Source organism: Vibrio sp. Y20_XG_PY13, assembly GCF_024181925.1.
GTDB classification, from domain to species: domain Bacteria; phylum Pseudomonadota; class Gammaproteobacteria; order Enterobacterales; family Vibrionaceae; genus Vibrio; species Vibrio parahaemolyticus.
Map to the genome: position 1 here is coordinate 1,005,188 of NZ_JAMZAL010000001.1, position 15,177 is coordinate 1,020,364.

9 protein-coding genes are annotated in these 15,177 nt (G+C 48.3%); 7 read left to right on the forward strand and 2 right to left on the reverse strand.

The window, feature by feature from the left end:
• Positions 1 to 7 precede the first annotated feature (7 nt).
• Together NL646_RS04420 and NL646_RS04425 are read right to left on the reverse strand one after the other, a co-directional pair.
• On the reverse strand, positions 8 to 748 hold the full coding sequence (locus tag NL646_RS04420) for a DNA-binding transcriptional regulator YciT (protein WP_005463954.1): 741 nt from the start codon (positions 746 to 748) through the stop codon (positions 8 to 10).
• A gap of 91 nt (positions 749 to 839) precedes the next feature.
• The gene (locus NL646_RS04425) at positions 840 to 1,229 is read right to left on the reverse strand and encodes a VOC family protein (RefSeq protein WP_025533509.1); all 390 of its coding nucleotides are present in this window, start codon (positions 1,227 to 1,229) and stop codon (positions 840 to 842) included.
• A 181-nt stretch (positions 1,230 to 1,410) separates the two neighbouring features.
• Between NL646_RS04425 and NL646_RS04430 the strand changes: the two genes are divergently transcribed.
• From NL646_RS04430 to NL646_RS04460, 7 genes are all read left to right on the forward strand, one after another.
• Positions 1,411 to 1,890, forward strand: coding sequence for a peptide-methionine (S)-S-oxide reductase (locus NL646_RS04430; protein ID WP_253663940.1), 480 nt, complete (start codon positions 1,411 to 1,413; stop codon positions 1,888 to 1,890).
• Between the two features lie 552 nt (positions 1,891 to 2,442).
• On the forward strand, positions 2,443 to 2,883 hold the full coding sequence (locus NL646_RS04435; protein ID WP_140244332.1) for a PTS sugar transporter subunit IIA: 441 nt from the start codon (positions 2,443 to 2,445) through the stop codon (positions 2,881 to 2,883).
• An 11-nt stretch (positions 2,884 to 2,894) separates the two neighbouring features.
• Complete coding sequence (locus tag NL646_RS04440; protein ID WP_029839222.1) at positions 2,895 to 4,295, forward strand: fructose-specific PTS transporter subunit EIIC; 1,401 nt, start codon at positions 2,895 to 2,897, stop codon at positions 4,293 to 4,295.
• A gap of 121 nt (positions 4,296 to 4,416) precedes the next feature.
• Positions 4,417 to 7,248, forward strand: coding sequence for a GH92 family glycosyl hydrolase (locus NL646_RS04445; protein WP_005429443.1), 2,832 nt, complete (start codon positions 4,417 to 4,419; stop codon positions 7,246 to 7,248).
• Positions 7,249 to 7,381: 133 nt separating this feature from the next.
• Entirely contained in the window at positions 7,382 to 9,802 is a 2,421-nt protein-coding gene (locus NL646_RS04450) for a GH92 family glycosyl hydrolase (protein ID WP_253663895.1), read from the forward strand.
• Between the two features lie 47 nt (positions 9,803 to 9,849).
• Complete coding sequence (locus NL646_RS04455; RefSeq protein WP_253663896.1) at positions 9,850 to 12,555, forward strand: GH92 family glycosyl hydrolase; 2,706 nt, start codon at positions 9,850 to 9,852, stop codon at positions 12,553 to 12,555.
• Positions 12,556 to 12,699: 144 nt separating this feature from the next.
• Positions 12,700 to 15,168 carry a GH92 family glycosyl hydrolase gene (locus NL646_RS04460; RefSeq protein ID WP_253663897.1) on the forward strand — a complete coding sequence of 823 codons (2,469 nt, stop codon included), beginning with the start codon at positions 12,700 to 12,702 and terminating at the stop codon, positions 15,166 to 15,168.
• Positions 15,169 to 15,177: the final 9 nt, after the last annotated feature.

Here is a 15,177-nt window from a genome sequence, read left to right on the forward strand (position 1 = left end):
TGTGTTGTTAACCCAACACCACTTCAACGCCGAGTTTTTTCAACTGTTCGAGGTCGCTTTTCGGAGCGGCTTTGTCAGTTAACAACACTGAGATTTCGTTTGTCTTGCCAATCGACGAAGGATAAATCTGACCAAACTTGCTGGAATCCGTCAGTACGATATTGCGTCTTTTCTTTGCCAGAATGGCCTCTGCAATGTCGGCACGCATCATGTCTCGGCTAGTAAAGCCAGTATCTTGATGGAAGCCGTCAATACCTAAGAAAGCCGTGCTGAAATGAATGTTTTCAATACAGAGTTTGGTGAGCGGGCCAACGAGGCTTTCGCCTTGGTGCTGATACACGCCACCCAACAAGATAATGTTGGCCGATGTATTGCGGATAAGGTGCGCAATGTAGGCCGATGGTGTAATGATGGTCACGTCGCCGCGCTCGGCTAACGTACGAGCCAATAGCGCATTTGCACTGCCCCCTTCAATCAGCACCGTCTCATTCGGTGCGACCAAATCCGCGGCTTTGTTAGCAAGTGTTTGTTTAATATCAAAACGCACTTCTAAGCGGGTATCTATATCATCACTTTGCAGTGCGGTAGCAGCGCCGTGAACACGCTTTAAGTAGCCCTGTTGCTCAAGAAAATTCAAATCCTGCCTGATGGTCACGCCCGACACGCCGATGATGTCAGAAAGCTCCGTGACTTGAACGCGTTTACGGTCATTCACTAATTGCAGGATTTCATTTTGTCTTGGGTTCACAGGCTCGCTCCTTATTGATGAGCTTGCAGTATACGCCCGAATACTTTCATATGAAAGCAGCCTGTGAACAGGGGCAATAAGCTAAGTCACGTTAAACGGTAAGCTCAATACGGTTGCCATCTGGATCTAATACGCAGCTTTCGTAATAACCATCGCCAGTGTATCTCGGCCCGTCAATCCTTTGATAACCATCTTCCACCAAGGTTTTGGTTATTTGGTCAACGGCCTGCTCTGATCCTAATGCGAAGGCAAAGTGTGCCAACCCTGTTACTTGCATCGAGTGAGAGTTTTCACAGGCGGTCACTCCTTCCATCGACATCAACTCCAATCGAGCACCACTTTCAAACGAAAGAAAGTAAGACGAAAAGTGCTTCTTCGGATTGTGGTATTTATCATTGGATACGGCGTTAAAATATTTCTCATAAAAGCCTTTCAGCTCTTCCAAACGCTCTGTCCAAATCGCGACATGTTCTATTTTCATATTGGCTCTCTTCGTAAGTATTTGTGATTCAATAATTGCTGGCATTGGCATCAAATCTAACGAGGACGACTTGAATGAAAAAGAGAGCAAATCACTGCAACATTGTTCCTGTTTTATGGTAGGAGTTGTGTTTGCATGACGGTGATGTCCATAATGTCGCAAAGTTTTTCAGGACAGAATGATGGAAGAAATTTACTTCGCAGGCGGCTGCCTTTGGGGCGTACAAGAATTTATGCGCCACCTTCCAGGCGTAATCAGCACCGAAGCTGGACGCGCAAATGGCAAGACGGATAACACTCAATCTGAATACGATGGCTACGCAGAATGCGTTCGCACCGAGTTTGATCCAAGCCAAGTGTCGGTTGAAACCTTAATGGGCTATTTCTTTGAAATCATCGACCCATATAGCATCAACAAGCAAGGGGACGATGTTGGTGAAAAGTACCGTACCGGCGTATACAGCCATGATACCAAGCACCTTGAAATCGCCAAATCGTTTATAGCAACAAGATACGATGCCGATAAGATTGCGGTTGAAGTCTTACCACTCACAAACTATGTGCCAAGTGATGATGAGCACCAAGACCGACTCACACGCTTTCCAAACGATTACTGCCACATCCCGTTAGATTTGCTGCATAAGTACAAAAATCCGTCTTAATGGATTAGTCAAATTCAGCGTAACAACCCTCCCTAACCTCCCCTTGGCTTCTAGTTCGGCGCTTACATTAACCAATGTGTATCAAGGGGAGGAACTAGCTGAGTTCACTATCAGCTCTCATAAACCGTCATTCCGTTCGGTGGCAAGGGAGCGTGATACGGAATCTATTGCCAACGAGCAACCTGTACCATTGACCCCAACAAGCGCTCAAAACAAGAGTCCTGCTCGCTTTATGTCTTTTCTCAAAGAGATAGAAAATAGAGCTATTAAAAAGGTTATTGGAGGAGATTTAGCACAGTCCCTCTTTTTTATAGCAAAATTGAACCATATTTGATTCCCTTCTCGTTTATTTTCAAGCTTCATTATTAATTTCAAAATAACTGGAATATAAATCACATAATAAATTTTATAATATTCCGCGTTATTAATGACGGCTATCACACTTAAGCTTGGGTGATACAAAAGTATAGTTATTGTATTTTTTTTACTATTTCCGAAAACCACTTCATTAATTAAATTTGACTCATTACTTCAGTACCAATGAGTCACAAAATGATTACAGAACTAACAAACGTCAATTTAATTAAAGGCAAGCTTCAAGCAAATAATAAAAAAGAAGTCTTTGAAGAGCTAGCGCAAATGCTATTCGAAAATAATCGAATCAGCAGCAAAGAGGCTTTTTTAACCGACATAGAAGCACGTGAAACATTAAGCGTGACTTCAATGGACGGCATCGCCTACCCACACGCAAAAAGCAAAGCGGTCACAGAGCCTGCAATCGCTGTTGGCGTAAAGCGCGAAGGCATCGAGTATGGCGACGAAGAGGGAGTCAAACCGACCGTATTCTTCATGATTGCTTCACCAGATAACGGTGCCGACCACCATATTTATGTTCTTCAAGAATTATTCGGAAAATTTAGCGAAGAGTTTATTGAAGATATTCATAACGCAAAAGACGAAAACCAAATACTAAATATTTTAATTAATTCATAAGGCGTGAAATTATGAGTACAATCACAGCTCAAGCTACTAATAATAGCGATTTCAAAAAACTACTCAGTACCATGAAAGGTCACCTTTTATTCGGTACTTCTCACATGCTTCCATTTATCGTTGCGGGTGGTGTACTACTGGCGCTGGCGGTAATGGCATCAGGTAAAGGTGCGGTTCCTGCGGACGGTTTATTGGCGGATATTTCTAATATCGGTATTAAAGGTCTGGTGCTGTTCCCAATTATTCTTGGTGGCTTCATTGGTTATTCAATTGCAGACAAACCGGCACTTGCTCCAGCGATGATCTCTTCTGGCATCATGGCTGACATGGGCGGCGGCTTCCTTGGTTGTATCGTAGCGGGCTTCATCGCTGGTGGTGTGGTATTCCAACTTAAGAAGATCCCTCTTTCTGCTAACATGACTGCGTTGGGCGCTTACTTCATCTACCCACTTGTTGGTACGCTTATCTCTGCAGGTATCGTTCTATGGGGTATCGGTGAGCCAATCAAGATCTTCATGGCTTCTATGAACGAATTCCTAGCTTCTATGGCTGGCGCTTCTAAAGTGGTTCTAGGTACGATTCTTGGTGGTATGACTGCATTCGATATGGGCGGTCCAATCAACAAAGTAGCAACGCTATTCGCTCAAACTCAAGTTGATACTCAACCATGGCTAATGGGTGGTGTTGGTATCGCAATCTGTACGCCTCCTCTAGGTATGGCACTAGCAACATTCCTATTCAAGAAGAAGTTCACTAAGCAAGAGCAAGAAGCAGGCAAAGCAGCAGCAATCATGGGCTCTATCGGTATCTCTGAAGGTGCTATCCCATTCGCAGCAAACGACCCTGTACGCGTTCTTCCTTCAATCGTTGCTGGTGGTATCGTTGGCTGTGTGTTCGGCTTCCTAACAGACGTTCTACTACACGCGCCATGGGGCGGTCTAATCACAGCACCTGTATCAAGCAACATCCCAATGTACGTTGTGGGTATCGCACTAGGCTCACTAACAACTGCCGTTATCGTTGGCTTCTGGAAACCAGTTGCTGAAGAAGAAGCAGAAGACGAAATCGCAGAAGCAGCACCTGCACAAGCTCAAGCGGCTCCAGCAGCAGGCGAAGGCGAGTACGACATCGTAGCAGTAACATGTTGCCCATCTGGCGTAGCACACACATTCATGGCAGCGAAAGCACTAGAGAAAGCAGGTGCAGCAGCGGGTCTGAAAATCAAAGTAGAAACTCAAGGTCAAAACGGTATCCAGAACCGCATCACTGACCTAGATGTAGCAAACGCGAAGCTGGTTATTCTAGCTCACGATATCCAAGTAAAAGACGCTCACCGCTTTGCAAAAGCAAACGTTGTTGAGTGTTCAACGAAAGAAGCGATGCGTAACGCAGCGACTCTTGTGAAAGCTTAAACCTTAAGCTCCTCCCCCTAAGAGCCCTTTCCCCCAAAGGGCTCTATTTCAAGTTTTTAAGTTTTAGTAATACCTCTGCTTTCAACAACTACATAAACCTACAACTTACAAGGCTTTAAAAATGAAATTCAAACCTTCCCTACTCGCTTGCGCAGTTCTCAGTGGTCTAGTCGGTCTGACTGGCTGTAACGACGACACAACCAACATTTATGAAGGCGGTGACACCAACCCTGCACTGCCGGATATTCCTGACGGTGGCAAGCCTGTATGTCCTCCAGTTGGCGATGGCGACTGTGATGACAAGCCAAACCCAGAAACACCTGAAATCGACATGGGCGTTCACATTCCGGTAGATTTCGCTGATATGGACGTAACACGCTACGTCAACCCATTCATCGGCACAGGTAACCTGGGCAACACCTACCCTGGTGCAACCACACCACACGGCATGGTGCAGCTTTCTCCAAACAACGGTTCTAACGGCTGGGAATACATTTCAGGCTACTACTACCACGACGCACGTACTTCCGGTTTCTCTCATACCCACCTTTCCGGAGCAGGTGCTGGCGACTTGAACGACATTCTCGTCATGCCAATCAACTCGCGTTCGGATTACATGATTGATGAAGGTTCGGCAACGCTAAACCTAGAAGCGTCTCGCTTCCAACATCGTGATGAGCAAGCGACGGCAGGCTACTACAAAGTCGATCTATTGGATTACGACATCAAAGCTGAGTTGACGGCGTCTGATCGCGTTGGTGTACACCGCTACACCTTCCCTCGTGATGAGAAATCAGAAATCATCGTGAACACCGGCTTCAAAATTAACTGGGACTACACCTCTGATTCTTACTTGAAATGGGACAAAGACAATAACCGTCTAGAAGGTCACCGTTTCTCAGATGGTTGGGCACCAAGCCAAAAAGAATTCTTCGTGATGGAATTCGACCAACCAATCAAAAACGTTCGCTTTGCTTACTATGATAAAGAGCAAGGTCGTTACATGGACGTGCCAGAAGGCATTACAGAAATCGGTAACGAAACACGTGGCAAGTATCAATACGCACGCGCTTACGTTGAGTTCGACACATCCAAAGACGGCTTAACGGTTGAAGCGAAATTAGCGCTATCAAACGTTGAGATCGGCGAGAACGGCAAGTCTGGTGCTTCTCTTAACATGACTGAAGTTGCGGGCATGAACTTCGACCAAGTACGTGAAGCGGCAACGAAGAAATGGGAAGACGAACTCGGCAAGATCCAAGTCTCTGGCGACGAAGATTACAAACAGACGTTCTACACCGCGATGTACCACTCGTACCTAGGTCAAACCATTCACTCTGACTTAGATGGTCGCTACCGCCAAGTTCACCAAGGTCGCAACGCTTACCCAGATGGCAACACACCTTGGGGCGATAAGATTGATACGCTGAAAGAGTCAATCCGCACTGCCGATGCTAACAAAGATGGCAAAGCAGACTTCACGCGCTACGACACTTTCTCGTTGTGGGATACCTACCGCGCGGTTCAACCGCTGTCTTCGATTCTTGAGCCAGACCGCCTAGCAGACGTGGTGCTGTCTATGTTGTCTTACGCCGAAGAAGAATGGGTGGATGACAAAGGCAACGTGCGCAAAGGTCGCCTGCCTGAGTGGACATTCAAAGGCAACGAAACCGGCATGATGATGGGCATGCACTCAACGCCTGTGATTCATGATGTGTTGTCTAAAGGCTCACTAGAAAAACGCATGATCGATCTTGGCTTCACAGAAGCAGAACGCAAAGACGTGAAAGAGCGCTTAGTTGAAGCAATGATCACTGACGCGCGCGCCGCAACAAGCCAAGGCGTAGCATGGATCAAAGAGTACGAAGAACAAGGTTACGTGCCAGCGCAATTGCACGATACTCCACCAGATTCTTACGGCGGTCACTCACCATTTAAAGACTCTTGGACAGCATCTTACTCGCTTGAATACTCAATGAACGACTGGGCAATCGCGCAATCGATCAAAGAAGTATTTGGTGAAGAAGATCCACGCTACACCGAGTTCGCTAACCGTTCTAAAAATTGGCAAGCGCAATTCGACTTCGGCGGTAAGCAATACCAAGGTTGGTTTAAAGCACGTGACTATGATGGCGAGTTTATCGATGCAGGTTGGGTAGACCCAATCACCGGTCGTGCGGTTGGTAAAGACTGGCGTCCAGACATGTTTAACTGGGCATTCTCTGAATCGAACGGCTGGCAATACTCGTTCAGTGTTCAGCACGACATTCATGGCTTGATTGACCTGATGACACGCTTCGACAAGACACAAAACCCTGAAGCAGAACGCGGTGACTTGTTCGCAGCGCGCTTGGATGAGTACTGGTCAACCTACCCAGACCGCAACGCAGGCGACAACCAATTCCCAGTGTTCAACACAGGTAACGTTGGTCAGCACGTTCAAGGTAACGAACCAGATATCCACGTGCCGTACTTGTACAACTACGTAGGTCAACCTTGGAAAGGTCAGGCAGCCATCGCCGCAGCCACCAACATTTGCTACAAGAACACCGCTGACGGCATTTGTGGTAACGACGACTTCGGCACGCTCTCTGCGTGGTTTGTGTTCCGTGCGCTTGGCTTCTACCCAGTGAACGCCTCTTCTGGCATCTACGAAATCGGTACTCCGCTGTTTGAAAGCGCGTCTATCGATGTTGGCAACAACCAGAAGTTCACGGTTACCGCGAAGAACGTTAGCCGCGAAAACATCTTCATTCAATCGGCTCGCTACAACGGCAAAGACTTCAACCGCACTTACCTGACTCATGACGAAATCATGTACGGCGGTGAGCTGGAGTTCGTGATGGGCGACAAACCAAATCAACGTTGGGGCTCTCTAGAGCAAGATCTTCCACCAGCACAAGGCATCGGTGAGTTCTTGCATGAAGACGAGATGCCAGCGGGTTCTCGTTAATCCCAATAGTGACAACTCAGCCGGGGGAGCGCATCTCCCGGCTATCCCTACAAGCAAATTTTATAAGCAGTCCCTTAGAAACAGTCTCTTATAAACACTTTTTATATACGAATAACGACAAAACGGTATGCGCATGTTTAAACGTAATCTTATCTCTTTGGCTATCTTGGTTGGTCTGACGGGTGGCTTGGCTGGCTGTAACAGCGACAACGATTCTTCCTCTTCACTGCCGGGCGATCCAATTGTTGATCTTGCGGTGTTGAAATACGTCGATCCAATGATCGGCACAGCGGCTTCTGGTCATACATTCCCGGGCGCGACGGTACCGGCAGGTATGGTTCAACTGTCTCCAGATACTTTCATCGGTTCTAACACAGACCACGAGTCAGGACTCAACCCTTGGCACTCGGCATCTGGCTACTGGGATTCATCTAACTACGAAACTGGCGAAGTGGTTAACACTGACGTTCCGCTGTACGGCTTCTCCCATACTCACCTTTTAGGTACAGGCGCAACGGACTTAGGCGACATTTTGGTTCTGCCTTACGCAGACATGGCGAACACACAGCTGAACTCTTTCGACAAAGCCAATGAAGAAGCAAGCGCAGGCTACTACAAAACCAAGCTGAACCAAGGTCAAATCGAAGTAGAACTGAGCGCAACAAAACGCGTTGGTTTGCACAAATACACCTTTGCTGATGGCGCAGACCGCAACGTGAAGTTCGATTTGGGTCATACCCTAATGAACAACAACGGCAAGTCTTTGAAGAACAAAGTAGAAGTGGTGGACGAATACACTATTCGCGGTCGTAAAACATCAACAGGCTGGTTCCAAGGGCAAGATCACCAAGGTCAGGACATCTTCTTCTACGCGAAATTCAACCAACCAATCGCCAAAGCACTGTTGGGTGAACAAGACCTAGAACCGACGCGCGAAATGCGAAATGGTGCGGTTTACTCAGGCGATGATCTAACGGCTTACCTAAACTTCGGCACTGGCGAAGAGCCAATTGAAATCCGCGTGGGTATCTCTCCAGTTAACTGGCAAGGCGCACAGAAAAACTTAGAAGCGGAAGCACCAAGTTTCGACCTAGCAAAAGTGAAAGAAGACGCGGAATACGCATGGGCTGAAAAGCTCGCAAAAATCAAAGTAGAAGGCGGAACAGACGCAGAGAAAACCAACTTCTACACGGGCATGTACCACATGATGATCGCCCCAATCGAGTTTTACGATGTGGATGGTCAATACGTGGATATGCTTGGCACAGTGCGCACACTGAAAGATGGCGACACACCAAACTACTCGATTTACTCAACGTGGGATACGTTCCGCGCCGTTCACCCAATGTGGACCATCATCGACCCAGATCAAGCAACGCTATACGTGAAAGACTTGATTCGTAAATCCAACGACGAGTTTGGTCTATTGCCGAAATGGGAAGGTCACGGCTCAGAAACCGGCACCATGATCGGCTACCCATCGGCAGCGATTCTGGGCGATGCGGTAACCAAAGGCTTGATTGATGCAGAGCAAGCTTACACCGCATCAGTGAAATCAGCACGTTACACACCGCATGAGTACCCACAGATTCATGACGACATCCTAAGCTCACTCATGGCAGGTCAGTTGAATTACCACGAGAAAGAACAGTGTGTTCGTTACCCGAACTGGAACTCAGTGTCGTACTCGTTGGAATTCTCATTCTACGATTGGACGATCGCAGAAATGGCAAAAGCCGCTGGCGATATGGACGCGTATGAAGAGTTCAAAGCTCGTTCTTACAACTCTTTGAAACACTGGGATGCAGAAGCAGGTAACGCAGACGGCACGGGCTTCTTCGTACCAACAGAACTGAAAGAAGGCGACCCATGTGCACTGAAATACGCTTCAACTGACTTCGACCCTTACAAGTCTGACGCGTTCTACTACACAGAAGGTAACGCGTGGCAGTGGCAATGGGCGTTCATGCAAGACTTAGACAAGCTGACTGAAATTATGGGCGGCACGCAAGGTCTGAACGATAAGCTGAACAACCTATTTACTGCCGATCCAAATGGCGGCGAAGCGCACCAAGACATGACAGGCTACATCGGTCAGTACATTCACGGTAACGAGCCTTCGCACCACGTCATCTACTTGTACAACCGTACTGAAGAGTCTTACAAGGCGCAGGAATACCTAGACCAAGTTTACGACCAGTTCTACAAACCGACACCAGACGGCATCATCGGTAACGAAGACGTAGGTCAAATGTCGGCGTGGTACTTGATGTCAGCACTGGGCTTCTACCAAATCTCGCCAACCGATCCAACCTACAGCATCGGTCGTCCAATCTTCGACAAAGCGACGGTAGACATTGGCTCTGGCACGTTCACGGTAACGGCTGAGAACAACGGTCCAGACAACATGTACATCAAAGAAGTGACCATCAACGGTAAGCCTCTGGATGTGTTCAACACCTTCCAGCACAGCGAATTCAAAGCAGGCGGCGAACTGCACTTCGTGATGACGGCTGACAAGTCTGAAGCAATGCAAGCCAACCTAGGCGAATAATGATTTTGAGGGGACCTTGTGTCCCCTTTTCTCGTGGAATAAAAACAATGAAACTAAAAAGAACCCTACTCTCTACCGCAGTGTTAACCGCCATGCTTGGTCTTGCTGGTTGTGGCAGCGACTCTGATCCAGAAGCTCCAGTTATCTCTACCCCTACTTTGGAATTCGTTGATACCTTGATCGGCACTAAAGGTCTTGGCAACGTTAACCCATCTCCAGTTATGCCAGAAGGTATGATTCAACCGTCACCAGATAACTTCGATCCAAACGGTTGGAATGGGAAAGGCTCGCCTGTTGAATACGATCCTGTGCACAGCCTGCTTTCTGGCTTCTCAATGACCCACATTTCCGGCGCAGGTAAAGGCGACCTAAACGACTTCGCATTCTTGCCATACACAGGCTTTAATACCGATGCCGTGACCATGGATAAAAGCTCGGAAGTGGCAGAGGTTGGTTACTACTCGGTTGACCTTGTAGAAACTGGCGTAAAAGCTGAACTGTCGGCAACCGACCGCGTGGCGTTCCAACGTTACACCTTCAAACCGGGTGAAGACCGCAAAGTACGTATCGACCTGCAACACGAACTGTTAGAACAATACGGCAACCATTCTCGCAGCATCTACTACAAACGCGTTAACGACACTACCGTCGTAGGCGCGCGTACCTCAAACGAATGGGGTCAATGGCAAACCGTGTTCTTCGCGGCAGAATTCTCTGATCCAATCATTGAAGAGAACCTGTACACCAAGCTGGCTTCTGAGAGCAAACTGACTCCAACTGACGCTACCGAAGTCGGCTTAGAAGATTACCGTGGCTACGCAGAACACAAACCAATGCCGGGCGAACCAGAGCCTGACCCAGAACGTTTGGCAAAACGCGCAAACGATGTCCTGACTCATTTGAACTTTGGTAAAAGCGATGAGCCATTGGTGGTCAAAGTAGCGATTTCTGGCACTGGCGTTGACGGCGCACTGAAAAACCTAGAAGCAGACACCAACGGTTGGGATTTCGACAACGTCGTACAACAAAACCGCGTGGCTTGGGAAAACATCCTTGGCGAGTTTGAACTGGAAGGCGGCAACAAAGCCGACAAGACCATGTTCTACACCTCGCTCTACCGTACGTTTGTTGCTCCATTCCTATACCAAGATGTGGATGGCAAATACCGTGGCATGGATGGCAAAGTGCACCAAGCAGAAGATGGCCTAGTGAACTACTCAGTGTACTCAATGTGGGATACCTTCCGCGCGGCACACCCACTGAAAACCATCATCGATAAAGACCGCGCGATTGAACACGCACGCGATCTATTGAACAAATACCAAACGGGCGGCGTGCTGCCAAAATGGGAACTGCACTCGGATTACACCGGTGAAATGGTCGGTCATCCTGCGGTCTCGGTTATCGCCGATATCATGGTCAAACACCCGGAAGCCTTTACCGCTGCTGAGTTTGATTTGGCACTGAAAGCGGCTGACGAAACAGTCAACTTCAACCTTGATAAAACAGAGAGCTGGGTGCCTTACCAAGACGCTTGGAACGGTGACAAACGCTTCACGGTCATGACGCGTCACAACGACTACCAAGAAGACGTCGGCTTTATTCCAGCTAACACCAAATGGGCGCCTGATTCTGGCGACAAACCGGGTTACGTGGAAGGTTTGAAAATCGATAAATACGACGAGCTCGTGAACGAATCGGTGTCTTACGGTCTTGAGAACGCATACTACGACTGGTGTATCGCTCAGATCGCTAAACTTGCGGGCAATGACCAGCAGTACGACCGCTACATGACACGTTCTGAATCGTTCAAGAACTACTTCGATTACAACCCAGAACAATACGGCAAGTTGCAAGACACCAAAGGCAACGCATTGGGTGCAACGGGCTTTATGCGTCCGGCTTACATGAACAGTGGCAGCAAGGTTTGGGCAAACAACCTCAAAGCAGAATGTTTGGACGAGAATATGGCGCTGTCTATCCCAGACGATATGGACTACAACGCGTGTAAAGACCGCAAAGCGCTCAACGAAAACGATGTTTTCTGGCCTTACCGCGCCGAGCACCGTGGTGAAGACTTTACCGAAGGCAACACATGGCAATGGACATGGTTTGCACCGCACAACTTGAACGGTCTAGCCAACGTGATGGGTGGCGAGCACATCGACCGTACTGACTTCTCTCTTCCTGAAGACGTAACCGAACAAGGCAAAGCGGCATTATTAGCCAACTTGAATGCGCTGTTTAATGCAGATTCCAACGCCGATACTAGCCAATCACACGACATGTCTGGCTACATCGGTCAGTTCGTGATGGGTAACGAGCCTGATCACCACGTGCCTTACCTATACAACTGGACGGCAGAGCCTTGGAAGACACAAGAAATCGTCGACCAAGCGATGAACGAGTTCTACCACCCAACGCATGAAGGTCTGATTGGTAACGAAGACGTCGGTCAGATGTCGGCGTGGTATGTAATGTCTGCATTGGGCTTCTACCAAGTCACTCCGGGCGAAGCAAGTTACACCATCGGTCGTCCTCTGTTCGACAAAGCCGTGATTCCAGTCGCGGATGGTAAATTCACCATCACCTCAGAAAACAACAGCCAAGAGAGCATCTACGTTAAGTCGGTGACCATCAACGGCAAACAATTGAGTGACAACTTCAGCTTCGCCCACAGCGATTTGAAAGACGGTGGTGAGCTGCATTTCGTGATGACTTCAGAAAAGTCTGAAGCGATGAAAGCGCAGTAGCTGACACCCATTCAAATAACACCCCCAAACTACTTGGCGTTGTAACTAGGCGACATTGCTGCAACGTCAAGTAGGGCGGGGATAAAGGGGTACACCCTCGCCCCTTATTTTCTGTAGAACCTTCACTTCTGTGGAACCATAAAAATGAAACTAAAAAGAACCCTTATCTCTACCGCTATACTTGCTGCCATGTTTGGTCTTGCTGGCTGTAACAGTGATGACGACAACAGCAACTCTGGTACTCCATCCCTCGACACCACACTAACTCAATACGTCAATCCATTGATTGGTACAGGCGCAGATGGTCACACCTTCCCTGGGGCGGTTGTGCCTTACGGTTTGGTGCAACTTTCTCCTGATACCGAAATGGAAGGCTGGGGCTCTGCTGCAGGTTACTTCGACCACGGCAAGCTGACTGAAATCCCAGTATATGGCTTCTCCCACACTCATCTTTCTGGCACAGGCATTACCGACCTTGGTGACATCTTAGTTCTGCCTTTTACTAAGAAAGAAAACGCCGTTTTCAACACCTTCGATAAAGACAACGAAACCGCAGAAGCAGGCTACTACGCGGTTGAACTGAACAAAGGCGAAATCAAAGCCGAGCTAACTACTACGCAGCGTGTTGGCTTCCACCGCTACACCTTCAAAGAAGGCACCACGCCGCACATCAAGTTCGATTTAGACCACACTCTCAACAAAGGTCACTTCAACAACCGCACCATGAAGGGTGATTTGGAGTTCATCGACGCTTACACCATCCGCGGTTTACGTAGCTCGAACGGTTGGGCGAACAACCAGCACGTTTACTTCTACGCCACGTTCAACCAACCTATCGTCAAAGCCATCGCTTTGATTGACGGCGCAGAAACGGAAATCGATGTGAACAACGACAACATCGACGCAGTGAAAACCATCGCTTACCTAGAATTCGCACCATCATCAACACCGCTAGAAATCCAAGTAGGCTTGTCACCAACAGGCACAGAAGGTGCAGAGAAGAACCTAGAAGCAGAAGCGAAAGACGTGTCATTTGATACTGCGCGCGCTCAAGCCAACGATGCATGGCACCAAGAGCTCAGCCGCATGATGGTATCTGGTGGCACGGAAGATCAGAAAGAGATCTTCTACACCGCGCTTTACCACGCATCTATCGCGCCAATGATTTTCCAAGATGTCGACGGTCAATACCCAGCGATGCGTACTCGCATTCAAAAAGATGCTGGCGACACACCAAACTACTCTGTGTACTCCATGTGGGATACCTTCCGCGCAGCGCATCCACTGAAAACCATCATCGACCCAGAACGTGCCGAAGAGTTTGCCAACGACCTGATTCGAAAATACGAAGACGGTGGCATCTTGCCGAAATGGGAGCTGCACAGCCATTACACAGGCACCATGATCGGCTTCCCTGCAGTATCAATCATTGCTGACGCAATGGCGAAAGGGCTAGATATCGATCCACAACTTGCCAAAGACGCGGCTAAGTTTACCGTGCGTTACCACGAAGCTTCTGAATTCCCAGATTGGACCGAAGACAACAACATTGGCGCTGCAAACGTTGTTCAAGTGAAGGTTTACGAAGAAAACGGCTTTGTTCATCACGGTTACTGGAACAGTGCGTCTTACACGCTTGAGTTTGCTTACGGCAACTGGGCAATGGCAGAAATCGCGCGCATGGCTGGCGATGCAAAACTGCAAGAAGAGTTTATGACTCGTGCTGACAACTGGCTTAACCATTGGGATGCAGAAACTGGTTTCTTACGTCCAAAGAACCACCCGCTAAGCTCATCACCAAACAAACCACCATTGGAGTTCAACCAACCGATTGATGAAGATCGTTTGGATGAGTGTGAAATGGTTGAGTGGCCAGAAGGCTCAGGCGTGATGAAAGAGAAATGCCCACTGCTACCATTCGACCCTTACTATGTGGACGAGTTTGCCTACACCGAAGGGAACGCGTGGCAATGGAAGTTCCAACCAATGCACGATTTCAACCGTCTGAAGCAAGAGATTTACCAAGCAGACTTGGCGCAAGGCAAAGACACCACGCCAGAGAAAGCCTTCCGTGAAGACTTGGACGAGCTATTCAACGCGCGTTCTTCAAACACAGGTGAAGAGCTGCCAGACCTAACGGGTTACATCGGTCAGTACATGCACGGTAACGAGCCATCGCACCATATTCCTTACCTATACGCGCTAACGGATGAGCCATGGAAAGCGCAAGAGTACCTAGACCGCATCATGTCAGAGATGTACACCAGCGAGCCAACTGGTTTGATTGGTAACGAAGACGTAGGTCAGATGAGCTCTTGGTACTTGATGTCAGCAATGGGCTTCTACCAAGTGACGCCTGCGGATCCGGTCTACACCATCGGTCGTCCTATGTTTGATGAAATCACCATTCCAGTGGAAGGCGGCGAATTCACAGTCATCGCAGACAACAACAGCCCACACAACAAGTACGTGAAGTCCGTAACCATCAACGGCAAACCGCTGGATGCCAACTTCACCTTCAAACACAGCGAAATCAAAGCGGGCGGCGAGCTTCACTTCGTCATGACGGGTGACAAGCAAGAAGCGCTTCAAGCTCAGTCACGTTTTATGTAATTCGTGTTT